At 61.4% G+C, this 24,117-nt stretch carries 21 protein-coding genes; 17 read left to right on the top strand and 4 right to left on the bottom strand.

Annotated elements, in window-relative coordinates:
* Positions 1–114 precede the first annotated feature (114 nt).
* The 4 genes from HCF10_RS04210 to HCF10_RS04195 all read left to right on the top strand — a co-directional run bounded on the left by HCF10_RS04210 (position 115) and on the right by HCF10_RS04195 (position 4,816).
* Complete coding sequence (locus tag HCF10_RS04210) at positions 115–1,107, top strand: helix-turn-helix domain-containing protein (protein WP_167654945.1); 993 nt, start codon at positions 115–117, stop codon at positions 1,105–1,107.
* 68 nt (positions 1,108–1,175) lie between these two features.
* Positions 1,176–2,108 carry a SphA family protein gene (locus HCF10_RS04205; protein ID WP_131698841.1) on the top strand — a complete coding sequence of 311 codons (933 nt, stop codon included), beginning with the start codon at positions 1,176–1,178 and terminating at the stop codon, positions 2,106–2,108.
* 10 nt (positions 2,109–2,118) lie between these two features.
* A complete protein-coding gene (locus HCF10_RS04200; RefSeq protein WP_167654944.1) occupies positions 2,119–3,351 on the top strand; it encodes an MFS transporter in 1,233 nt (410 codons plus the stop codon).
* 16 nt (positions 3,352–3,367) lie between these two features.
* Positions 3,368–4,816, top strand: coding sequence for an amidase (locus tag HCF10_RS04195; protein ID WP_167654943.1), 1,449 nt, complete (start codon positions 3,368–3,370; stop codon positions 4,814–4,816).
* A gap of 61 nt (positions 4,817–4,877) precedes the next feature.
* Here the strand turns inward: HCF10_RS04195 and HCF10_RS04190 are convergent, their stop codons facing one another.
* Entirely contained in the window at positions 4,878–5,741 is an 864-nt protein-coding gene (locus HCF10_RS04190; RefSeq protein ID WP_145337172.1) for a sensor domain-containing diguanylate cyclase, read from the bottom strand.
* Positions 5,742–5,961: 220 nt separating this feature from the next.
* On the opposite strand from HCF10_RS04190, the gene HCF10_RS04185 reads away from it, so the two are divergent.
* Complete coding sequence (locus tag HCF10_RS04185) at positions 5,962–6,741, top strand: FadR/GntR family transcriptional regulator (protein ID WP_167654942.1); 780 nt, start codon at positions 5,962–5,964, stop codon at positions 6,739–6,741.
* On the opposite strand, the gene HCF10_RS04180 is transcribed toward HCF10_RS04185, so the two are convergent.
* Positions 6,681–7,514: an NAD-dependent epimerase/dehydratase family protein gene (locus HCF10_RS04180; RefSeq protein WP_145337173.1), complete on the bottom strand. Its 834-nt coding sequence runs from the start codon at positions 7,512–7,514 to the stop codon at positions 6,681–6,683. The two genes, HCF10_RS04185 and HCF10_RS04180, sit on opposite strands and share 61 nt — an antisense overlap.
* 81 nt (positions 7,515–7,595) lie before the next feature.
* On the bottom strand, positions 7,596–8,321 hold the full coding sequence (locus tag HCF10_RS04175) for an oligogalacturonate-specific porin KdgM family protein (RefSeq protein WP_131698835.1): 726 nt from the start codon (positions 8,319–8,321) through the stop codon (positions 7,596–7,598).
* Between the two features lie 359 nt (positions 8,322–8,680).
* On the opposite strand from HCF10_RS04175, the gene HCF10_RS04170 reads away from it, so the two are divergent.
* The 9 genes from HCF10_RS04170 to HCF10_RS04130 all read left to right on the top strand — a co-directional run bounded on the left by HCF10_RS04170 (position 8,681) and on the right by HCF10_RS04130 (position 19,864).
* Positions 8,681–9,835, top strand: a complete 1,155-nt coding sequence (locus HCF10_RS04170) for a mandelate racemase family protein (RefSeq protein WP_131698834.1) — start codon at positions 8,681–8,683, stop codon at positions 9,833–9,835.
* A gap of 72 nt (positions 9,836–9,907) precedes the next feature.
* Entirely contained in the window at positions 9,908–11,518 is a 1,611-nt protein-coding gene (locus tag HCF10_RS04165; RefSeq protein WP_145337174.1) for an ABC transporter substrate-binding protein, read from the top strand.
* 20 nt (positions 11,519–11,538) lie between these two features.
* The gene (locus HCF10_RS04160; RefSeq protein WP_065923970.1) at positions 11,539–12,576 is read left to right on the top strand and encodes an ABC transporter permease; all 1,038 of its coding nucleotides are present in this window, start codon (positions 11,539–11,541) and stop codon (positions 12,574–12,576) included.
* Between the two features lie 45 nt (positions 12,577–12,621).
* Positions 12,622–14,232, top strand: coding sequence for an ABC transporter substrate-binding protein (locus HCF10_RS04155; protein WP_167654941.1), 1,611 nt, complete (start codon positions 12,622–12,624; stop codon positions 14,230–14,232).
* A 42-nt stretch (positions 14,233–14,274) separates the two neighbouring features.
* Positions 14,275–15,192 (top strand): ABC transporter permease, encoded by a 918-nt coding sequence (locus tag HCF10_RS04150; RefSeq protein ID WP_027603510.1) that lies wholly within the window; start codon positions 14,275–14,277, stop codon positions 15,190–15,192.
* Positions 15,193–15,206: 14 nt separating this feature from the next.
* Positions 15,207–16,046, top strand: coding sequence for an ABC transporter ATP-binding protein (locus HCF10_RS04145; protein WP_027603511.1), 840 nt, complete (start codon positions 15,207–15,209; stop codon positions 16,044–16,046).
* 11 nt (positions 16,047–16,057) lie between these two features.
* Complete coding sequence (locus HCF10_RS04140) at positions 16,058–16,834, top strand: ABC transporter ATP-binding protein (RefSeq protein WP_053139627.1); 777 nt, start codon at positions 16,058–16,060, stop codon at positions 16,832–16,834.
* A 199-nt stretch (positions 16,835–17,033) separates the two neighbouring features.
* On the top strand, positions 17,034–17,945 hold the full coding sequence (kdgD, locus tag HCF10_RS04135) for a 5-dehydro-4-deoxyglucarate dehydratase (RefSeq protein ID WP_046035395.1): 912 nt from the start codon (positions 17,034–17,036) through the stop codon (positions 17,943–17,945).
* 119 nt (positions 17,946–18,064) lie between these two features.
* Positions 18,065–19,864, top strand: coding sequence for a glycosyl hydrolase family 28 protein (locus HCF10_RS04130; RefSeq protein WP_167654940.1), 1,800 nt, complete (start codon positions 18,065–18,067; stop codon positions 19,862–19,864).
* A gap of 121 nt (positions 19,865–19,985) precedes the next feature.
* Here the strand turns inward: HCF10_RS04130 and ppk2 are convergent, their stop codons facing one another.
* Positions 19,986–20,903 carry a polyphosphate kinase 2 gene (gene ppk2 / locus HCF10_RS04125; protein ID WP_131698828.1) on the bottom strand — a complete coding sequence of 306 codons (918 nt, stop codon included), beginning with the start codon at positions 20,901–20,903 and terminating at the stop codon, positions 19,986–19,988.
* A gap of 190 nt (positions 20,904–21,093) precedes the next feature.
* Here ppk2 and pstS point away from each other — a divergent pair, with 190 nt between their 5' ends.
* The 3 genes from pstS to pstA all read left to right on the top strand — a co-directional run bounded on the left by pstS (position 21,094) and on the right by pstA (position 24,073).
* Entirely contained in the window at positions 21,094–22,122 is a 1,029-nt protein-coding gene (pstS, locus tag HCF10_RS04120) for a phosphate ABC transporter substrate-binding protein PstS (RefSeq protein ID WP_131698827.1), read from the top strand.
* A gap of 74 nt (positions 22,123–22,196) precedes the next feature.
* Positions 22,197–23,162, top strand: coding sequence for a phosphate ABC transporter permease subunit PstC (gene pstC / locus HCF10_RS04115; RefSeq protein ID WP_053139617.1), 966 nt, complete (start codon positions 22,197–22,199; stop codon positions 23,160–23,162).
* Positions 23,162–24,073 (top strand): phosphate ABC transporter permease PstA, encoded by a 912-nt coding sequence (gene pstA / locus HCF10_RS04110; protein WP_131698826.1) that lies wholly within the window; start codon positions 23,162–23,164, stop codon positions 24,071–24,073. The genes pstC and pstA overlap by 1 nt, the downstream gene beginning before the upstream one ends.
* The last annotated feature ends 44 nt before the right edge of the window (positions 24,074–24,117 follow it).

Genomic DNA, 24,117 nt, shown 5'->3' with positions numbered 1-24,117 from the left:
GCCGCCAATCCTCACTATCCGTTTTCGGCACACCTGCACGAGCTGCCCTGGGTTCGGAATGGAACTTGCGTGCGATATGACCTGTAAGCCTTGCAACTGAAAAAGGTTGGGTCAATGAACAATAATAATGTGCTGACGCCTGTGGCCTCGGTGGTGCTTGCACCGACGCTACCCCTCCAGCGTTTTCTGACCAGTGACATCGACGAACACGCGCGCAATATGGACGGCTGGCAGGTTCGCTACGATCAGTTATCCCCCGGCCCCTTTACCGGTGAGTTGGTGGCGTTCCGTTCGGACTGGATGCAACTGGTGCGCGACCGCTCTAATCAGGCCATGGTCAAACGTGGCGTGGCCTGGAAAGGTGCAATTACCTTCAGTATTCCCTTGAGTGCCAACGGCCCGGTGTATTGCTCGGGGCACCCGATCCACGAGCCCAGCCTGTTGGTGGCCCACGGTGAAAATCTTCCCGACCTGCACACCCCACAGCACCTGGATCTGCTCGGCGTGGCCATCGAAGAGCACGCACTCGAACATGTGCTGGAGCGTCAACGCAGTCAGTTTCGAATTACCGATCTTCCCAAGTGTTACCGCTTGGGCCATTCATCCGTGCAACGTGACCTCGCGGCGTTGTTCGATGAATTGGCAGGCTGCGATCAGGGCCGTGATGCCGTGCTGGGGCACGATTCGATCCGGCGCGACATACGCGATGCGGTGATGCTGCATGTGCTGGAGTTGATCGCGCCGGACCAGGCGCCACCCCTCAACCCCACGGCGCGCAAAAGGATGGTCGACCGCGCCCGCGAGTACGCGTTGAGTCACCTCGACGAACCGCTGTCGATCCTCGATCTGTGCAATCACATCGGCGCCAGCCGGCGCAAACTCCAATACTGTTTTCAGGAAACCCTGGGCATCAACCCGGTGGCTTATCTGCGTGCACTGCGCCTCAATGCAGTGCGCCGCGAACTGCGAACGAGCACCCAGGCCCATGGCGTACAGGAAGTGGCTGCGCGTTGGGGTTTCTGGCATTTGAGCCGGTTCTCCAGCGATTACCGCACCCTGTTTGGCGAAAGCCCTTCACAGACCCTGCGCCGCACGCAACTCTGCTGAAAACGGATAACCGGCTCACGTCGCGCGTTACTAGGATGGCCCACACCACTTGATGGGAGGGGCATTCGATGATTCATAACAATAACGCAAGCGCCGCACGCATGACGCTGTTCACCCTGGGTCTGCTGGGTTGCTGCGCCAGTGTCCAGGCCACCGAGAACGGTGCGCCGACGACGGCCGTCGGTGTCTATGACTTTGGCGCAGGGATGATGCCGCCGGCCACGCCTTTCGGAACTGTAGGGCTGCGCACGGCATTCTATTCGGCCAACGTGCAGAAGGATCGCCAAGGGCGCGCTGTCGACAACCACTTCTCACTGGATGTGTTGTCCATCGGCGTTGCCTATATGCGCATGACCGATTACACCGTATTGGGCGCCACCTATGGTTTCGGCGCCGTGGTGCCGTTTTTCAAGATGGACGCTTCCGTCAAGGTGCAGACGCCGGTGGGGCCGCTGAGCCTGGAGGCCGATCCGTTTCGAATGGCCGACGTGCAACTGTTGCCGGTGATCCTGCAGTGGAACCTGTCGCCGAATCTGTTTATCAACACGCAGTTGCAGATCCAGACGCCCACCGGTGACTACGACAAGAATCGTTTGATTTCTCCAGGGCTCAATCACTGGACGTTCTCGCCGATCGTCAACGCCACCTACATCACCGACAGTGGCTTCGAGGTTTCTTCCAGCTTTGAAGTCGACGTCAATACCCGTAACCCCGCGACCGATTACAAGAACGGTGTCGAGTACCGTCACGAGTTTGCCGTGGGCCAGCACGTGGGGCCTTGGACTCTGGGCCTGGGTGGCTATTACTACCGCCAGTTCAGCGATGACGACGCGCCCGGGCTGCAATCGGGCAACCGCGCGCGGGTGCTGGCTGTCGGTCCTGCAGTGAGTTACTTCAAGCCCGGCCTGCCGCCCGTGTGGCTGCATGCCTATAAGGAAACCGATGCCCGCAACCGTGCCGAGGGTTACACCGTGGCGCTGCGCATTTCTCAAAGTTTCTAAGGGGCTGGCCATGAACTCATCACATTCCGATTCCCCATCACCACGGCAAGCCACCGGGCGCCGTGAAGGGCTGGTGCTGATGCTGGGCAGCAGCCTGACCATCATGGGCGCGGCCATGGTGGCGCCGATCCTGCCCAAGCTGGGCGCCGAGTTCGGTGCGCTGGAACCGCGTGCCGACTTGTTGGTGCCGTTGGCGGTCACCGGGCCGGCACTGGCGATTGCGCTGTGCGCGCCGCTGGCCGGCTGGTTGGCCGACCGGGTCGGGCGCAAGGCGTTGCTGGTGATCGCCACCCTGTTGTATGCCGTGCTCGGGGCTATCCCGGCGCTGCTGGATAACTTGCCCGCCATCGTCGGCGTGCGCCTATTGTTCGGTGCGGCGGAGGCTGCGGTGATGACCTGTTGCGCCACGCTGATTGCCGACTATTGGCACGGCGAGGAGCGGTTGCGCTACATCAACCGGCAGGTGGTCACCATCGGTTTGGTCGGCTCGCTGTTCTATGTTGTGGGCGGCGCGTTGGGCGAACACTCCTGGCGCCTGCCATTCCTGCTGTACCTGCTGCCACTGTTGTTGGTGCCGATGATGATCAAGGTGCTGTGGGAGCCCGCCGCCGCTCGCCAGCCCGCCGAGGTGGCTGAACAGGGCAGGGTGGCCGTGCTGCCCCTGGTGCTCGGTTATCTGCTGATCCTCAGTGGGATGGTGCTGAGTTTTATCGTGCCGATCCAGGCGCCGGTTTTACTCGTCAGCCTCGGCATTACTTCAAGCACGATGATCGGGCTGTCGGCGGGGGGCAGTCTGCTGGCGACCCTAGGTGGTTCGTTAGCCTGGCCGCTGCTGCGCCGACGCATCGGTATCCCCGGCTGCAATGCGCTGTTGCTGAGCCTGTTGGGCCTGGGATTGTGGCTGCTGATGCGCGCACCGAGCTACAGCATGGTGTTTGTGGCAGTGCTGATCCATGGCCTGGGCGCCGGGCTGCTGGTGCCCAACGCGATGGCGCCGGTGATGAATGCCCTGAGCGCGAAAACCCGTGGGCGCGGCTTGGGTGGGTTCACGGCGTTTCTGTATTTCGGTCAATTTGTCAGCCCGCTGGTGGTGGCCTTGCTCAGCGTTTACTCGGGTGACGTACGTCGTTCAATCCTGTGGCTGGCCTGTGCCAGTTTTGCCTCGGCCCTGGCCTGGGCACTGGCAGGCCTGCAAGCACGGCGCAAAGCGCTGACCCAGGCATTCGGATCAAGTCATTCATAATCAATAGGAGACGAACATGGACATCCACAACCTGCTGGACAGCGAGGACGCCACCGGTTTGGCCGAATGGGTCAGGCGCGGTGAGGTGCAGCCCGGCGAGCTGCTGGAAGCGGTGATTGAGCGTATCGAACGGGTCGAACCGCAGCTGAACGCGGTGGCCGAGCGGCTTTACGATTCGGCGCGGCAGTCGGCACGCGCATCGCGCCCCGGCCACGGTGTGTTTGCCGGGGTACCGACCTTGATCAAGGACCTGTTTTCACCGGTTAACGGCGCGGCGATGACCAATGGCTCGCAGGCGTTGGGAGGCGCTCGCGCTGACTTTGAAGCTGAACATGTAAGCCGTATCCGTCGTGCCGGGTGTGTGATTCTCGGCACCAGCACCTCACCCGAGTTCGGCACGTCGTACTCCACCGAGTCCAACCGCTTTGGCGCCACACGCAACCCCTGGAATATCGGCCACAGTGCCGGCGGTTCCAGCGGCGGCGCGGCAGCCTTGGTGGCGGCGCGCGTCGTACCGTTTGCCCATGGCAACGATGGCGGCGGTTCCTTGCGCGTGCCGGCGTCCTGCTGTGGGGTGTTCGGCTTCAAACCCAGCCGTGGGCTGTTGCCGTCCGGGCCGATGATCGGCGAGGGCTGGGCCGGCATGGGCACCCCCCATGCGATTACCTTGTCGGTGCGTGACAGCGCCGCGCTGTTGGATGCCACGGCCGGGATCGACCTGGGCGCACCTTATGCTGCGCCGCTGCAGGCACAGCCCTATGTCACCGCGCTGCAGCGTGATCCCCGGCCGCTGCGCATCGCCCTGGTTGAGCACCTCGGGCCTTGGCCGACTTCCAGCGAAAGTGTGGAAGCCGTGCGCCAGGCCGCCAGGTTGTGTGAATCCCTGGGCCACCGCGTTGAACCGGTCAGCTTGCCGGTGGTGTTGCCGACGTTTCTTGATCAGGTCTTCACCATCATTGGTGCAAGTACTCGCCACTATGTTGATGTGTTGGGCCAGATGCGCGGTTTCGCTGTGCAGCCTGAAGAGCTGGAAGCTCGCACCCGCATCATTTTGCGCAGCAAGGGCGATGTCAGTGGTGCGCAGTACGCGGGGGCCGTGGAGTGGATTCATGCCTTGGGTCGGCAGTTGGCGGTGTTCATGCAGGATTACGACCTGATCCTCACGCCGACCCTGGCACGCGAGCCGGTGCCAATCGGTGAGCTGGACCTGCAAGACGACCGTCTGAGCCTGGAAGATCTGATTGAACAGTTCCACAGCTACTCGCCGTTCACGGCACTGTTCAATGCCAGCGGGCAACCGGCGATGTCAGTGCCGTTGTACTGGAGCGCTGCCGGCTTGCCGATGGGCGCTCATTTCGCCGCGCGCTTTGGCGAAGAAAGTACCTTGTTTGCCCTCGCGGGGCAGTTGGAGCGGGCCCAGCCCTGGCGCGGTCGGGTACCGCCGGTCAATGCCTGTCGACTATAAGCGTCCGAGGGGTTCTGCATTGGGCGGGTGACCGACCTGCCCGATGCGAAACCCCGCCTTGTCACTCAGCCGCAAATCGGCGCCTTTTTACCCGGTACATATCTCCGTCCGCATGGCTGAGCAGGCTATCGGCGTCCTCTCCGTCCTGGGGATAAACCGCCACGCCGATACTGCAGGACGGCATCACTACCCCGCCAAACTCTGGGCCCAGCGGCTCGGCCATGACCGCGAGTATCTGCACCACCTTGGCAGAAATAGCCTCCCGCGACGGGATGTCCGTCAGCAGCACCGTGAACTCATCACCGCCCATCCTCGCCACCAGGTCGCTCTCGCGCACGCAGCGTTCCAACCGTCGGGCAATCACACACAGCACGCGATCGCCCATGGCATGGCCATGCACATCGTTGATGCCCTTGAAATCATTGACGTCCAGAAACAGTAACGCCAAGTTGCGGTTGTGGGACTGTGCTAGGTGCAGGGCGCGGTCCAGCCGATCATTGAACAGTGACCGGTTGGTCAGGGCGGTCAGCGGATCATGATGGGCAAGGAAGCGCAGTTCTTCCTCGGCCTGGGTGAGCGCGGTCACGTCCCGTGCGACCCCGATGCGCGCGCGCACTTCTTGGGACCAGAAGGCCGCCCACAGGATGTGCACGACACTGCCATCCTTGCGTATGTAGCGGTTGCGGAAGTCGACATGGGATTGGCCATTCATGACCCGCACAATCGAGGCCCGGGTGCGCGCCAGGTCTTCAGGGTGCATGTAGTGGGTGATCAGGGTGCCGATCAGTTCGTCGGCACGGTAGCCGAGCAGGGCCTCACAGCCATCGCTGACGAAGACAATCTGGCTGTCACCGTCGACGACAAAGACCGTATCCAGCATCAGGTGGATCAGTTTCGGGTAGAGAGCTTGCAGATCAACAGACATGGGGCGTTGGGCATCCGGTTCATATCGGCCGATCATAGCCCGATCATGCACCGAGGCGTTGAGCAATCCTGCACATTTTTAGTCCGCTCAGTAACCGTCGAGAGCGGCCTGGCAGAGTCTTTCGTGTAGGCGAAGGCGCTGCGAACGGACAGGAAAGGTTGTCGTACAACCGAATGCGCTATGATGCGCGTTCCTCCGCTAACCGAGATACCCGTTCTTGATGGACAACCCGAACGTCCAGCCCACCGTTCGACGCCGGCACCGCAGCCTGGCTGAAGAACTGGTCACCGAGCTTTCCCGGCGCATCTGTTCCGGTGAGCTGCCGCGTGCCACCAAGCTGCCCACCGAATCTGAAGTGATGGCCGAACATGGCGTGAGCCGCACGGTGGTGCGCGAGGCCATTTCGCGCCTGCAAGCCGCGGGCCTGGTGGAAACCCGGCACGGCATCGGCACCTTTGTGAAGGATATCCCCAGCCCCAGCGGGTTTCGCATCGACCCGGACAGCATCGTGACCTTGCAGGATGTGCTGGCCGTGCTGGAGTTGCGCATCAGCCTGGAGGTGGAGGCCGCCGGCCTGGCGTGCGTGGGGCGCACCGACGAGCAGTTGCGGGTGATGCGCGACTCGCTGGATGCGCTGAACTCGCGGGCGGTGAGTGCCGACTATGCGGTGTCGGCAGACTTTCAGTTTCATCAGCAGATCGCGTTAGCCACGGGCAATCGCTACTTCACCGACATCATGTTGCACCTGGGGGTCAACATCCTGCCGCGCACACGCCTGCACTCAAAACGCTTGGCCAACGACAACAAGGAGCCCTTCCTGGAGCGCTTGAGCCGTGAGCATGAGGACATCTACAAAGCCATCCTGCGCCGTGACGCCGATGCGGCTCGGGCGGCGATGCGCCTGCACCTGTCCAACAGTCGCGAGCGTATGCGCCGGGCCTATGAAGCCGCCGCCGCCGAGTTATCGAACGGCCCCGCCGCGGTGAATGCGCCGCCCTGAAGCCGGCTGCCTGGTTCATCAGCCGGCGCTGGCGGTTGTTGCTCGACCTTGGCGCGAAACGCTTCCGAACTGTCCTTGGGTGCAAAGCCCAGGTGTTCCGTGTGCCGAGTGCTCCACCAGCGGTCCCGATTGTCCGACACGCCATACACCACACTGTGCCCGACTTCCTTGGCCAGCAGGGCGCGCGCCACCAGATGGTCCAGGTCGGTGTAGCTCAGCCACGTCGAAAGCATCCGCCGGTTGCGCGGCTCGGGGAACGACGAGCCGATGCGCAAACTCACGGTTTCAATCCCGTAGCGGTGAAAGTAGAACGCCGCCAGGTCTTCGCCGTAGGCCTTGGAGAGGGCGTAGTAGCCATCCGGACGGCGCGGTGAGTGCACGTCCAGTTCAACGTCCTGGGGATAGAAACCGGTGACGTGGTTGGAACTGGCAAACACAATCCGCTTGACCCCCTGTTGTCGCGCCGCCTCATAAATGTGGAATGTGCCGCGAATATTGGCGTCGAGAATCTCCTCGAACGGCCGCTCCACGGAAATCCCGCCCAGGTGAACGATGGCGTCGACGCCGTTGACCAACGCCGCAACGGCGGCCTTGTCGGCCAGGTTGCAGGTGATCACTTCGTCGTGCTCACCACGGCTGGGCGCCATGGGGCTGATGTCCGAGGCGCGGACGATGCCGGCGTGGGCCTGCAAGGTGTTCCGCAGGATTTGCCCCAGGCCGCCGGCGGCGCCGGTGAGCAAGATGCGCGTGAAGGGTTTGGGTTGTGTGGTCATGGTCAGGTCTTCCATTGAACGCTGAATGCAGGTGGCTTGCCTGTCGAGCGATGCGCACTCGCCAGGCAAGTCGTGGAGGCTTTACATGAAGTTGTACTGGATGCCCAGGCGCCACCGCGCCTGGCGGTCTTCGGACGTGGCGTTGACCTTCACATCACCAATCTCCATGAACGGGGCCCATTCCTTGTTGAGCTTGTATTTAACGCTCAGGTTCTGTTCGTAATCGCTCTTCTTGTTGTCGTAGCGGATGTAGTCAGTCTTGAAGTAGATGAACTGATATTCGTACGCCCACTTACTGGCCGGCGTGTAGCCGAGCCAGCCCTCGAAACGATGGGTGGTCTGGTCATCCTTGATGTGGTCGGGCAAGTCCTCGTCGACCTGATCGCGGTCCAGCTTCTTGGCATCCAGGCGATAGCGCGTGGCGGCGTAGAAGGCGTCGTTGATCTTGTAGTTGTACTTGAGGCCGAACTTGTAGGTGGTCGAGTCTTTCGAGCTGTCCATCTGGAACGCCGGGGTCAACGTCGATTGCGCGCTGAGTTTGTAGTTGTAGCTCACGGTGAACTCGTGCCCGTTGTTGACCATGTTGTCGTAGGCAACGTCTTCACGGTCTCCGGCGGTGCGGTATTTCATTTCCGCTTCAAATCCCAGGCCACTGTCCAGGCGATAGTTGAGCTTGATTCGGTCAGCGTGGGCGCTGTCCTCCTCGGTGAACTGGTGGCGGTAGTTGATGCTGGCAGAGTCAGCGCTGACATACAGCGGCAGGCCGAGGGTCAGGGCAGTAACGAGCGTGCGTAGGGTGGTGTTCATACGGTCTTCTTTTTTGTTTTTGTTAGGGTCGTTTGACGGTTGCTACGGCAGTGCGTTGTTGCGTATGGATCTCATCTAAGGTGCCGATATACGTTATCGTACGACAAGACGACTCGTCTATGGGTTATCGGTGGTTTTGAAACACTTTGAAATATATGTGCCCAATGAATAGGGCTTTACAGCAATCCTGGTTATTCCTTGGTTGTCTTTAAAAATAAGGGTTTTGTCGGGATTTACTGAAAATGTACGCAGGCGAGAGGCGGGTTATTGGGTCTTTTCAAGCGTTGTACGATGACCTATGATCGGTCGCAACAGACGACACTCCCGTCACAAATCCAATAAGAAGGCTTACGACGTCCATGAGAATCACAGCAGTCAACGTCCAGGTATTTTCCTACCCGACCCGCCGCGCAGTGGACAGCGCCGGCCATGCGCACCCGGGTGATGTCACCCAGGCGCAGATGGCTTTGCTGCGCATCCAGACCGAAGACGGTCACGAGGGTTATGCCTTCGGCGCCCCTGAACTGATCCGCCCGTATGTGCTTGATGGTTTCGTGCGCAAAGTGCTGGTGGGGCAGAACGCCTTCGATCGCGAAAAAATCTGGCATGACCTCGCGCATTGGCAGCGTGGCAGTGCCAGCCAGTTAACCGACCGCGCCTTGGCGCTGGTGGAGCAGGCCCTCTGGGATTGGGCTGGGCGCAAACTGGGTGTGCCGGTGCACAAGTTGATTGGTGGTTTCCGCGACAAAGTGCCGGCCTACGGTTCCACCATGTGTGGCGACGAACTGCCCGGTGGCCTGGCGACCCCGGAAGACTACGGGCGTTTTGCCGAGACCCTGGTGCAGCGCGGCTACAAGGCCATCAAGCTGCACACTTGGATGCCGCCGGTGTCCTTCGCCCCGAGCCCGCGCATCGACGTCCAGGCTTGTGCTGCGGTACGCGAAGCAGTCGGCCCGGACATCGCCCTGATGCTCGATGGTTATCACTGGTACAGCCGCACCGAAGCGCTGTACATCGGGCGTGAGCTGGAGAAGCTCGACTTCGCCTGGTTCGAAGAACCGATGATGGAAGAGTCCGCCGAGTCCTATGCCTGGCTGGCGGGGCAGTTGGACATTCCGGTGCTGGGCCCGGAAACCCTGTCCGGCAAACACCTGAGCCGCGCCAGTTGGGTCAAGCACGATGTGTGCGATATCTTGCGCGCCGGTGTGGCGGGTGTCGGCGGTATTGCGCCGTGCCTGAAGGTTGCGCACCTGGCTGAATCCTTCGGCATGGATTGCGAGATTCATGGCAACGGCGCCGCCAATCTGGCTGTCGTCGGCGCGATCAAGAACTGCACCTGGTATGAGCGTGGCCTGTTGCACCCGTACCTGGATTACGACGAAGTACCGGCCTACCTCAAGCGTCTGGTAGACCCGATGGACAGCGACGGTTTTGTGCACCTGTCCGACTTGCCGGGCCTGGGTGAAGACATCGATTTCAACTTCATCGAGACCAATACGCTTAAAAGCTTCTGACGTGTACACGGTCAGTCCGGCATAAGTCGGGCTGATCAAGAGCCCTATAAATATAAAAAAGGCACTCTTGTTATGAACATTTTCCCCTCGCTGTGGGCGCGGGTATTCGTCGCCGCCCTGGCCGTTACCGCCGTACCTGCAAGCTTTGCCAAGACACCGGCCGATCAGCTGATCGTCGGCATGAGCATGATCAACCTGCTGTCCCTCGACCCGGCGGCGGCCACCGGCCTGGACGTGTCGGAGATCAACGCCAACCTCTATGACATGTTGCTGGTGCAGGACGTCGCCCAGCCGGATCGCCTGGTACCGGCGCTGGCCGAGCGCTGGCAGGTCAGTGATGACCGCAAGACCCTGACGTTCAACCTGCGCACCGGCGTGAAGTTCCAGTCCGGCAATGACCTGAGTGCCGAAGACGTTGCCTGGTCGTTGCAGCGCGTGCTCAAGCTCAACCTGGCGCTGGCTTCCACCTGGAAGGCCTACGGCTTTACCGCCGAGAACGTCGAGCGCTACATGCGTGCCACGGATGCCGCGACCTTCGTGATCGAACTGCCTCGGCCGACCGACCCGCTGTTGGTGCTCAATACGTTGGCGACGTCGCCGAGTGCGTTCATCCTCGATCGCAAAAAAGTCCTCGAACACCAGAAAAACAACGACATGGGCGCCGCCTGGCTGGTGACTCACGCCGCCGGCAGCGGTGCGTTTGTGCTCAATGACTGGCGCGCCAACGACGTGATCCTGATGACCCGTTTCGACGGGTACTGGGGCGGCCCGGCCAAGCTCAAGCGCATCGTCATGCGCAACATGACCGAGTCGCAGTCGTTGCGCCTGATGATCGAGCGCGGCGACCTGGACATCGCCAAAGGCATGTCCGCGCCGGACATCGAAGCCCTGCAGAAAAGCGACAAGGTCCGCACCCAGACCTTGCAGCGCGGCACGCTGTACTACGTAGCCCTGAGTGTGAAGCAACCGATGTTTGCCGATGCGCGCGTGCGCAAGGCCGTGCGTGCGCTGATCGATTACCAGGGCATCAACCAGACCGTCATGCCCCATTACGGCGTGATCAACCAACGGCCGCTGCCGCTGGGCCTGGCCGCGCGCCTGCCGGATCCGGGTTACACGCTCAACGTCAAGCAGGCCAAGGCCTGGCTGGCCGAGGCCGGTTACCCGAACGGTTTCAAGACCACCATTCGCGTGCTCGCCGAACCGCCGTTTATCAACATTGCCTCCAACCTGCAGTCGACCCTGGCCCAAGCCGGTATCGATGCCAGCATCATCACCGGCACGGGCAACCAGATCTACGGCGCGATGCGTGAGCGCAGCTTCGACATCATCGTCGGCCGCGGCGGTGGCGGCGCGGAACGGCATCCGCACTCCAGCCTGCGTACGCTGGTGTACAACCCGGATAACCGCGATGAAGCCAAGCTCACCAACTTCCAGGGCTGGCGCACGTCCTTCTACAGCCCTGAGCTGAACCAACTGATTGAGCGCGCGGAAGTCGAGCCTGACACAGGCAAGCAACTGGCCCAATACCGCGACATCCAGGAGCAGGTCGATCAGCAGGTCGGGGCCATTTTGCCGGTCTCGCAAATGACCGACACCGTGGTGGTGTACGACGACGTGGCCGACTTCCAGGGCCATACCGCCGCGACCACGCGCTACAAAGACGTCTACAAGAAGCGCTGACCGATTATCAGGAGCTCACTATGTTTGTTATGACTGCCTCTGTCATGGGCGCTCGCGCGTCCAACACAGCCCGGCGTGCCGGTACGGTGCTGGTGACCTTGCTCGGCCTGTTGGCCCTGACGTTCATCATCGGCCGGGTCATGCCGCTCGACCCCGTGCTGGCGGTAGTCGGGCCGGATGCCGACAGTTCCACCTACGATCAGGTGTACCGGTCGATGGGCCTGGACAAGCCGATCTGGACCCAATTCGGTCTTTACCTCAACGACCTGCTCCACGGTGACTTCGGCAATGCGCTGTTGACCGGCCACCCGGTGCTCGACGACATCCTGCGCGTATTCCCCGCGACGATCGAACTGGCCACCCTGGCGATCCTGTTCGGCGTGCTGATCGGTTTGCCGCTGGGCGTCTGTGCGGCCAGCAACCAGGGTCGCCTCGGCGATCACGTGGCGCGGGTGATCACTTTGTTCGGCTACTCCACGCCGATTTTCTGGCTGGGCATGATGGGGCTGCTGGTGTTCTACGCCTGGCTCGGCTGGGCCGGTGGAGCGGGGCGCATCGACCTGGCCTATGACGGCATGGTGCCCGAGGTCACCGGCCTGCTGCTGATCGACTCGACCCTGGCACGTGACTGGGAGGCCTTCGCCAGCGCCCTGCGCCACATCGTGTTGCCGGCGCTGATTCTGGGCCTGAATTCGGTGGCGTATATCAGCCGCATGACCCGCAGCTTCATGCTCGAGCAGCTGTCCCAGGAGTACATCATCACCGCGCGGGTCAAGGGCCTTTCCCGTCGCCAGGTGGTGTGGGGGCATGCGTTTCGCAACATCCTCGTGCAATTGCTGACGGTGGTTGCACTGGCCTACGGCTCGTTGCTGGAGGGCGCGGTGCTGATCGAAACCGTGTTTGCCTGGCCGGGGTTCGGCCAGTACCTGACCAGCAGCCTGATGCTCGGCGACATGAACGCGGTGATGGGCTGCGTGCTGGTGATCGGCTTGATTTTCGTCGCGCTCAACCTGATCAGCGACGCCTTGTACAAGGTGTTCGACCCCCGTACCCGTTAACGCACTGCGCAGTACCGATAAAACTATAAAAAGAAGGATTTTTGCATGAAGACGGTATTTTCAACACTGCACCTTGGCCTGTTGACGGCGATACTCGCCCTTGGGCCGATGACAACGGCCAGCGCCAAGACCCCCGCCGATCAATTGATCGTCGGCATGAGCATGGTCAACCTGTTTTCCATCGACCCGGCCAATGCGCCCGGCCTGGATGCCTCCGGCGTCAACGCCAACCTCTACGACACGCTGATCAAGCGCGACCAGGGCAACCCGGAAAAACACCTGCCGCAATTGGCCGAACGCTGGGACATCAGCGAAGACGGCAAGCAGGTGACCTTTCATCTGCGTCAGGATGTGAAATTCCATTCGGGCAACCCGCTGACCGCCGAGGACGTGGCGTGGTCGCTGTACCGGGTGATGAAGCTCAATTTCGGCCTGGCCACCACCTGGAAGGCCTACGGCTACAGCGTCGAGAATATCCAATCGCTGATCCGCGCCACGGACACCCACACCCTGGTCATCGACCTGCCGCAGACCATGGACCCGCTGCTGCTGGTGGACTCCCTGGCGATCTCGCCGAGCGCCGTGGTAGTGGACCGCAAGACGGCCCTGGCGCATGAAAAAAACGGCGACCTCGGCGCCGGCTGGCTGGTGACGAACGAGGCGGGCAGTGGCCCCTTCGTGCTGACCAAATGGAGCGCCAACGATTCGCTGCTGCTGACCCGTTTCGACGGTTACTGGGGCGGCGCGGCCAAGCTCAAGCGCGTGGTGGTGCGGCACATGACCGAATCCCAATCCTTGCGCCTGATGCTTGAACGCGGCGACCTCGACCTGGCCTACGGCATGGCGGCGCCCGACATTCGCGCCATCGACGGCTCGGACAAGATCCAGGTGCAATCATTGCCGCGCGGCACCATGTACTACGTGGCGATGAGCATGAAGCAACCCGAGTTTGCCAAGACTCAGGTGCGTGAAGCCGTGCGCAACCTGATCGACTACAAGGGCCTGGATGAACAGGTGATGCCGTATTACGGCAAGCTCAATCAGCAGCCGATGCAGTTGGGGCTGGAAGCGCGCTTGCCGGATCCGGGCTATCACATGGATGTGGCCAAGGCGAAAAAGCTGCTCGCCGAGGCGGGTTACCCCGACGGTTTCAACACTACTATTCGCACGCTGTCGGAGCCACCGTTCATCGACATCGCCGCGCGCCTGCAAGCGACCCTGGCCGAAGGTGGGATCAAGGCCAGTATCGTCACCGGCACTGGCAACCAGGTCTACGGCGCCATGCGCGCGCGCAATTTCGAGATCATCGTGGCCCGTGGCGCCGAGCGCTATCCGCATCCGTATTTCAGCCTGCGCACCTTCGCCTACAACCCCAACAACAGCGATGACGCTGGCTTGCCGAACTTCCAGGGCTGGCGCGCTTCATTCTTCAATCCGCAGCTCAACAGCCTGATCGACCAGGCGGGCGTAACGCGCGATTCGGCACAGCGGGTCAGCCTGTATCACCAGGCGCAGACGCTCTATGACCAGCAGGTGGGGCCGATCCTGATGATCTCGCAGATGACCGATACCGTGGTCAGCGCTGCCGACGTCAAGGGTTTCAGCGGTGACGATGCCGAGGCCACCCGTTACCTGGGTGTCTACAAGCAGCGTTGAGTGGGGCTGCGGCCCTTCAGAATTCACACAGAGAAGATGCTTATGAATGCCAATCTGTCTTCCATCGACACGGCGGCGAAGCGGCCGGTGGATCGCTCGCCGGGCTCCAGCTTCGATGCCTTCTGCAAGAGCGGCCTGCGGGTGCTGCGTCACCTGTTGCGTAACCCCATGACCCTGGCGGGCCTGCTGGTTGCGCTGCTATTGGTGGTGGTCGCGGCCTTTGCGCCGTGGATCGCCACCCATGACCCGGTCGCGCAAAATCTCGCCACTGCCTTGCAGGCGCCGGGCTCGGCGCACTGGTTCGGCACCGACGAATACGGCCGGGATATTTTCAGTCGGCTGGTCTATGGCTCGCGGATCACGCTGTACATCATTGCTCTGGTAACCGTGATCGTCGGTCCCATCGGGCTGTTTATCGGCACCGTCTCGGGCTACTTCGGCGGGGCGGTCGACACCGTGTTCATGCGCCTGACCGACATCTTTATTTCCTTCCCCAGCCTGGTCCTGGCGCTGGCCTTTATCGCCGCCCTGGGTCCTGGCCTGGAGCATGCGGTGGTGGCGATTGCCTTGACTTCATGGCCACCGATTGCGCGGCTCGCGCGGGCCGAAACCCTGTCCCTGCGCAACGCTGACTTTGTCGTCGCCGTGGAACTGCAAGGTGCGTCGCCGGCGCGGATTATCCTGCGCCATATCGTGCCGATGTGCCTGTCCTCGGTGATCATCCGCCTGACCATGAACATGGCCGGGATCATCCTCACCGCCGCCGCCTTGGGCTTCCTCGGCCTGGGTGCCCAGGCGCCGCTGCCGGAGTGGGGCGCGATGATCTCCACCGGGCGCCGCTACATGCTCGAGTGCTGGTGGCTGGTGGCGGTGCCTGGGGCGGCGATCATGTTGGTCAGCCTGGCCTTCAACCTGTTGGGCGATGGCCTGCGGGACATCCTTGATCCGCGCAGCGAATAATCGGAGAACACCTTATGTCCGCCATCAAACTGAATGTCGAAGGGCTTAATGTGCGCTTCGTCAGTGGCCAGAAAGAAACCCACGCCGTGCGCGATGTGTCCTTTACCTTGGGGCGGGAGAAACTGGCGATTGTCGGTGAGTCCGGCTCAGGCAAGTCCACGGTCGGGCGCAGCCTGCTCAAGCTGCATCCGCCCAGCGCCAGAATCACCGCCAAGGCCATGGCGTTTGGCGAGGTCGATCTGCTCTCGGCCAGTGAAAAGGCGATGCAGAAGATTCGCGGCCAGCGCATCTCGATGATCATGCAAGACCCCAAGTACTCGCTGAACCCGGTGGTCAAGGTGGGCGACCAGATTGCCGAAGCCTACCTGGCCCACCACAAGGCCAGTCGCAGTGATGCGCGCGAGCGGGTCATGCAGATGCTCGAGCAGGTGCATATCCGCGATCCGAAGCGGGTCTACAACCTGTACCCCCACGAGGTGTCCGGCGGTATGGGCCAGCGCATCATGATCGCGATGATGGTGATCACGCGTCCGGAAGTGATCATCGCCGATGAGCCCACGTCGGCGCTGGATGTCTCGGTGCGCCAGCAAGTGCTCAGCGTGCTGGAAGAGTTGGTGGACCAGCAGCAGATGGGGCTGATTTTTGTCAGTCACGACCTCAACCTGGTGCGTAACTACTGTGACCGCGTGTTGGTGATGTACGCCGGGCGCGTCGTCGAATCCCTGGCTGCCTGCGACCTGCAATACGCCGAGCATCCCTACACCCGCGGCCTGCTGGCCGCGCTGCCGAGCATGGATAACCGTCGCGTGCACCTGCCGGTGCTCAAGCGCGATCCACTTTGGCTGACTCAATAAGGAACCTGACCATGCCCATGATCCAAGCGCACGCCTTGAACCTGAGTTTCGGCACAGGCGCTGCCATCAACCAGGTGCTGCACGATGTGAGCCTGAGTGTTGCCGACGGCGAATCGTTCGGCCTGGTGGGGGAGTCCGGTTCGGGCAAGACCACCGTACTGCGCTGCCTGGCCGGGCAATACCGGCATTGGAACGGGGAGCTGAGCATCGCCGGCGCGCCGTTGCAGCACAAGATTCCCAAGGAGCATTTTCGCAAAGTGCAGATGGTCTTCCAGGACCCCTACGGCTCCCTGCACCCCAGGCACACCATCGACACCGCCCTGCGTGAGCCGCTGATTATCCACGGGGTAGGGGACAAGGACGACCGGATCAACGAGATCCTGCTCAAGGTCGGCCTGAACGACAGCTTCCGCTTCCGCTATCCGCATCAGTTGTCCGGTGGGCAGCGCCAGCGCGTGGCCATTGCGCGCGCATTGATCCTTGAGCCCCGCGTGCTGTTGCTGGATGAGCCGACCTCGGCCCTGGATGTGTCGGTCCAGGCCGAGATCCTCAACTTGCTGGCGGACCTGCGCCAGCGCGAGAAACTCACCTATCTGCTGGTCACCCATGATCTGGGGGTGGTCACTCACTTGTGCGACCGGGTGGCGGTGATGCAGCACGGCAGGATCGTCGAATTGCTCGACTGCCAGGCCTTGAGTCAGGACCAGGCCGTGCACGACTACACGCGCATGCTGGTGCAGGCCAGCCGTGACTTCAGTCAGGAGTCTGTAGGGCGTAAGGTCGGCTGATCTCTATAGTCATCGTATGACTATGGCTTATTGATGATGCGTGACTTCATGTTTTGTTCACGCAAGCTTATGGTTTTATTGATTAAATAATAATGGCGCAAACAAAAGCGCTTAGAGACTAGCTAACGACCTTCTACAGTTGTACGATGACGTACCTCTTTAGGTATCCCCTTTATTTTTCGATTTGAGGTTTGCGAACATGACGCCACAAGAACTAAAAACAGTCCTGTCTTCCGGCTTGCTCTCTTTCCCGGTTACCGACTTTGACGCGGCCGGTGACTTCCGTGCCGACACCTATGCCCGCCGCCTGGAGTGGCTGGCACCCTACGGCGCCAGCGCGTTGTTCGCGGCGGGGGGCACCGGGGAATTCTTCTCCCTGGAAGCCAAGGAGTACACGCAGATCATCAAGACTGCCGTGGACACCTGCAAAGGCCAGGTGCCCATCCTCGCCGGGGCAGGGGGCCCTACACGCCAGGCCATCGCCTACGCCCAGGAGGCCGAGCGCCTCGGTGCCGCCGGTATTCTGCTGATGCCTCACTACCTCACCGAAGCCAGCCAGAAAGGCCTGGTGGCCCATGTTGAGCAGGTGTGCAACTCGGTGGATTTCGGCGTGGTGGTGTACAACCGCAACCTGTGCCGTCTCAACGCCGACAGCCTGGAACAGTTGGCCGAGCGCTGCCCGAACCTGATCGGTTTCAAGGACGGCATCGGTGAAGTCGAATCCATGGTGTCGATCCGTCGCCGCCTCGGCGACCGCCTGACCTACCTCGGCGGGCTGCCGACCGCCGAAGTCTATGCCGCGGCCTACAAGGCCCTGGGCGTGCCGGTGTATTCCTCGGCGGTGTTCAACTTCATCCCGAAAACCGCGATGGATTTCTACCGCGCGGTGGCCGCCGACGACCACGCCACCGTGGGCCGCTTGATCGATGATTTCTTCCTGCCGTACCTGGCGATCCGCAACCGCTGCGAAGGTTATGGCGTGAGTATCGTCAAGGCCGGTGCACGCCTGGTAGGCCACGACGCCGGCCCCGTGCGTGCGCCGTTGACCGACTTGTTGCCGGAAGAAGTGGAGCAATTGGACGTGCTGATCAAGGCGCTGGGCGCCCAGTAAGCCCCTTGTAGGAGCGAGCTTGCCCGCTCCTACAACCGCCTTATCAACTACCTCGAAGAATCCGGGCGGCAGATGTAGCGCCCCTCGGTGTGAATACCGGCAAAAACAAGGAGAACAACATGCCGTATCAACCCTCGAAAAAAAGACCGGTGCGTTGCGCGCTGGTCCTGGTGGTCCTCGGTTGCAGCCCGCTGTCATGGGCGCTGCAAGCCCCGTCAAAACTGCAAGTACCGACGCTGGCCTTTGATGACCGGCAAATCATCCTGGTGTGGGAAAAGCCTGCCGATCACGCCGACATCAAGGATTACCGGGTCTACGCCAATGGCACGCTGCTGGGCAGCGCCAATGCCAACAATGACCAGGTGTCACCGGCCAAACCCTACATCGACCGGTTTTATCGGCAAGACACCGCCAACTTCCACCATCGCATCGGCATTCACAGCTTCACCGCCCAGGGCCTGAAGCCCGACACCGCGTACCGCTTCACCGTGCGCTCCGTGGATGTCAACGGCAAAGAGTCCGCCGACAGCGCCCCGGTGCTGCAGCGCACCACCCAGGTTGCGGCGGTATTTGACGTGAAAAAATACGGCGCCAAAGGCGATGGCAGCCATCTCGATACCCAGGCTATACAGAACGCCATCGATGCCTGCAGCGTCGGTTGCAAAGTCTTGCTGCCTCAAGGCACCTACAAAAGCGGCGCGCTCTACCTCAAGAGCAACATGACCCTGGAGATCGCCGAAGGCGCGACCTTGCTCGGCTCCGAGCGCGCCGAAGATTACCCGTTGGCCGGCTACATCCAGTACCCGTATTCCACCACCGTGCGCCCGGCCTCGCTGATCAACGCGTTGCCTCGCGATCCACGCCAGCATCAGTCATTCGAAAACATCCGCATCGTCGGCAAGGGCACCCTCGACGGCAATGGCTGGAAGCGCAACGCCGATGTCGTCGACGAACGTGGCCAGGCACTGCCGTTCTACCTGCCCAGCGACAATACCCGCTATGCCCAGGACGGCATCCTCGCCAAGGCGCAGGTGGAACAGGCCGTGGCGCGCGGCATGAACGTCAAGGATGCCTACGGGCAGATGCGCTCCTCGCTGATCACCCTGCGCAATGTGCAGAACGTGTTCTACGGCGGCTTCACCGTGGTGAACCCGGCGTTCCACGGCATCATGAACCTGGAGACCGAGAACGTGGTGCTGGCCAACACCACCCACAAGACCTACGACGCCAACAACGGCGACGGCATCGAGTTCGCCAACAGCAAGGGGGCGATGGTGTTCAACAACTTCTTCGACACCGGTGATGACTGCGTGAACTTCGCTGCCGGCACCGGTGCCGATGCCGTGCATCAGCCGCCGCAGGAAGATGCGTGGATCTTCAACAACTACTTCCGCAAGGGCCATGGCATGGTGGTCGCCGGCAGCCATACCGGCGCCTGGATCCAGAACATCCTGGCCGAAGACAACGTGTCGGACGGCACCGATGCCGGGTTGCGCATGAAGAGCACCAACTTCATGGGCGGCGGCGCGCGCAACGTGACATTCCGCGACTCGGCGATCCGCAACACCGTCAAGCAGGCGTTCATTTTTACCCTCGACTACAACGACCCGAACGCCAAGCTCGACTATCAGCGCTCAACGATAGCGGGGCAGTTCAAGGACATTCGGGTGAGCGACGTGAGCGTCGAGAATGCCCAAGGGGCGGCGATCGAGGTCAAGGGTGATGCCTTGCACAACGCCTACCATCAGGGCCTGGTGTTCGAGCGTGTGCGCTTTCGCGGCGCAGCCAAGGCGCGTATTGATGGACTGAAAGACTCACGCTTCGACCACGTGGTCTTCAGCCAGACCGGCGGTGCCAATCCATGGCAGGTCAGCGATAGCCAAGGGCTGGTGTTCAAGGATGTGGAGCCGGCGCCGTAAGCGTAAACGTTATGACGAATGGACCCTTGTAGTGAGCGGGGCAAGCCCGCTCACCACAGGTACGGTGTTCGCTCTTAACTGAACGGTCCGCTCACCACTGGGGAATCTATTGCGTCCTGCGTTAATAGACCTGCGGCACGATGATTTCCACCGGCGTCGGGCTGCGCGAGTAGTCCTCCTGCCTGACCCGTTGCGGCAGCTCGATCACCGGCAGTTCCACTTCCTCATAAGGCATCTGCCCGAGCAGGTGGTGGATGCAGTTGAGTCGGGCTTTCTTTTTATCATCGGCCTGCACCACCCACCATGGCGCTTCGGCGATGTGGGTGCGCTCGAGCATGACTTCCTTGGCCTTGGTATAAGCCTCCCAGCGCCGACGCGACTCCAGGTCCATGGGGCTGAGTTTCCATTGCTTGAGCGGGTCATGAATGCGGCTGAGAAAGCGCAGGTGCTGTTCCTGGTCGGAAATGGAGAACCAGTACTTGATCAACTGGATGCCGGAGCGGGCGAGCATGCGTTCGAACTCCGGCACGGTGCGGAAGAACTCTTCGTACTGGTCTTCGTTGCAAAAGCCCATGACTTGTTCGACGCCGGCGCGGTTGTACCAGCTGCGGTCGAACAGCACGATTTCACCGGCGGCCGGCAGGTGCGAGACATAACGCTGGAAGTACCACTGCGTCTGTTCGCGGTCGTTGGGGGCGGGCAGGGCGGCGACGCGGCAGACCCGCGGGTTGAGGCGCTGGGTAATGCGCTTGATCACACCGCCTTTGCCGGCGGCATCGCGGCCCTCGAACAGAATCACCACTTTGGCGCCGGTCTTGACCACCCAGCTTTGCAGCTTCACCAGTTCGCCTTGCAGGCGAAACAGCTCGCTGAAGTAAATCCTGCGCGCGGCCTTTTCCGGGCTTTCCTCGACGTGCTCATCGAACAGCGCATTCAGGTCGTGCCCGTCTTCGGACAATTCCAGTTCCAGCTCTTCGTCACTGTGGTCCAGCAGCTCTCGGTGGATGCGCTGGATCAAGGCGTCGTCTACTGCAGACATGGGAGGCACTCGCGTCGTGGGGGGGAGATGGCAAAGTCTTAGTCGCATTTTGTTACCAACCAATTACATCGAAATGCATGGCAGTGGCGGAAAGGCGGGAAGAAATAGCGGTTTGCCACTCAATTTTCATAAAAGCGTAACAAAGCTGCTGCAAAGTGCCGGGAGCCCGTAATCACAAGGATTTCCCTGAATGAAACGTCTGATGAAGTCTGCTGCACTCGCCGTTGCGGTTTCTCTAAGTGCCACCTCGGTATTTGCTGCCGAGAACGTCCGTCTGACAGGTTCTGGCGCCAGCTTCCCGGCGCCGATCTACCTCACCTGGTTCAAGGATTTCAGCAAGAAGACCGAAGGCGTCACGGTTGACTACCAGTCCAAAGGCAGTGGCGCGGGTGTACAGGACTTCCTGAACAAAACCGTGGACTTCGCCGCCAGTGACTCGGCCATGAAAGATGAAGACATCGCCAAGGTCGCCGAAGGCGTGCAGTTGCTGCCGATGACCGCAGGCGAAATCGTGCTGGCGTTCAACCTGCCAGGCAATCCTAAAGAACTTAAGCTGCCACGCGATGTGTACTCCAACATCTTCCTGGGCAAGGTCACCAAGTGGAACGATCCGCAGATCGTCGCCGCCAACCCTGGCCTGAAACTGCCGGATATGCCGATCACCGTGGTCGTGCGTGCAGACTCCAGCGGTACCACTGCCGTGTTCACCAAGCACTTGTCGGCCATCAACCCACAGTTCCAGAAGGACTTGGGTGAAGGCAACACCGTCAACTGGCCAGCCAGCGACAAATTCATCAAATCGCCGAAGAACGATGGTGTGACCGCCACCGTACGCCAGACCCCAGGCGCGATTGGCTACATCGAATACGGCTTCGCCAAGCTGGCCAAGGTTGACTTTGCCCAGTTGCAAAACAAGGCTGGCAAGTACGTGGTACCTAACGCCGAAAGCGGTGCCGAAGCACTGGCGGCGGTGAAGATGCCGGAAAGCCTGGTGGCCTGGCTGCCGGATCCGGACGGTGCCAAGTCCTACCCGATCACCTCCTACACCTGGATGATCTTCCGCAAGGACAACGGCAACCCGGCCAAGGCCAAGGCCATGCGTGAAATGGTCGAGTACAGCCTGACCGAAGGTCAGAAAATCGCCGACTCGATGGGCTATATCCCGCTGCCGCCATCGGTGGTCGATCAGGTTCGCAAAGCGTCTGCCAACATCAAGTAACGCTCGTGAGGCCTCTCTCGGCGGGTGCTGTCAGCCTTGCCGGGAGAGTTACCCCCCTGTTCCGGAATTAGCCAATGAACACACCGTTTGTCGTACCGGGTAACCCGGATTCTGCCTGCCAGCCACCTTCTACGAAGGACTTCCTGGTTGACCGCACCTTCCGTGCGCTTGCGCGAATAGGCGTGGTTCTGGTGCTGGCGTTGGTGTTTGCCTTGGTGTTCGAAGTCGGCCGCAAGGCCCTGCCAGGCATGGAAAAGCACGGGTTTGACGTGCTGCTCGGCAGCGTCTGGGATGTCAACCAAGGCAAGTACGGCATTCTGCCGGCCATCTGGGGCACGCTCTACAGTGCTTTTATCGCGTTGCTGATCGCAGGCGTCTTCGGCGTCAGCATGGCGATTTTTCTCACCCAGGATTTTTTGCCGGCGAAGCTGGCGGCGGTGTTTCGTACCATCGTCGAACTGCTCGCGGCCATCCCCAGCGTCGTTTACGGCCTCTGGGGCATTTACGTGGTCATCCCGGCGATCCGGCCGTTGACCGCATGGTTGAACACTGAACTTGGCTGGATCCCCTTTTTCGGCACGTCCCTGAGCGGCCCGGGGTTGCTCCCGGCGGCGCTGGTACTGGCCATCATGATTCTGCCGACCATCGCCGCCGTGTCGCAGGATGCGCTCACCGCCGTGCCGATGAAAACCAAGCAAGCCGCCTACGGCATGGGTACCACCCACTGGGAAGCGATTCTCAAGGTGATGGTGCCGTCCGCCGCCACCGGCATCTTCGGTTCCCTGGTGCTGGGCCTGGGCCGCGCACTCGGTGAAACCATGGCCCTGGCCATGCTGGTGGGCAACGCCAACAACATCTCGCTGTCGCTGTTCGCACCGGCCAACACCCTGGCAGCCTTGCTGGCGCTGAACTTCCCTGAAGCCGGGCCGAACGAGATCGAAGTATTGATGTACGCCGCACTGGTGCTGATGTTGATCACGCTGATCGTGAACATCTTCGGCTCCATGATCATGATGTACGCCCAACGGGGTAATAAGTGATGACTGATCTCACTGCTGCAACCGACCTGACGTCCCCCGCAGGCGCACTGCCCAGCCTGCAGCGCCGGTTCGAAGGCCGTGCCCTGCGCAGCCTGGTGTTGACCACCCTGGTCTGGGCGGGCGCGCTGCTGGCCAGCGTACCGCTGATTTCCGTGCTCTACATGCTCATCACCCGCGGCGGTGCTCGCCTGAGCCTTGAAGTGTTCACCGAGCTGCCACCCACCGGTTTCGAGACCGGCGGCGGTTTCGGCAACGCGATGGCCGGTACCTTCGTGATGGTCGGCATTGCCGCTGCCATCGCCGTGCCGGTCGGCATCATGGCGGCGATCTTCCTCGCCGAACTGGGGCCGGACAGCAAGCTGGCGAACGCTGCACGTTTTGCCGCGAAGATGCTCACCGGCCTGCCTTCCATCCTGGCGGGTGTATTCGCCTACGCCCTGGTGGTGATGACCACCGGCACCTACTCGGCCCCGGCCGGTGGTGTGGCACTCGCGGTATTGATGCTGCCGATCGTGGTGCTGACGGCTGAAGAGTCGATGCGCATGGTGCCCAAGATCATGAAGGACGCCGCCTACGGCATGGGCTGCACCCGCTCCCAGGTGATCTGGAAAATCGTCCTGCCCACCGGCCTGCCGGCAATCCTCACCGGCGTGATGCTCGCTGTGGCCCGCGCCGCAGGCGAAACCGCGCCGCTGTTGTTTACCGCGCTGTTCAGCAACTACTGGATCTACCACGACGGCAGCCTGGCGGTGATGAACCCGACGGCCTCGCTGGCCGTGCTCATCTACAACTTCTCCGGCATGCCCTTCGACAACCAGCTTGAACTCGCATGGGCGGCGTCGCTGGTACTGGTAATGATCGTGCTGGTCGTGAATATCGTGAGCCGTATCTTCGGCAAGCCAAAGTATTGAAAACGGGAGCATCTGAATCTTGAACGTATCAACTGCGCAAATAG

The organism is Pseudomonas sp. B14(2022), from assembly GCF_012030485.1.
In the GTDB taxonomy this organism is placed as follows: Bacteria; Pseudomonadota; Gammaproteobacteria; order Pseudomonadales; family Pseudomonadaceae; genus Aquipseudomonas.
This window is presented reverse-complemented; position numbering and strand designations above follow the sequence as displayed.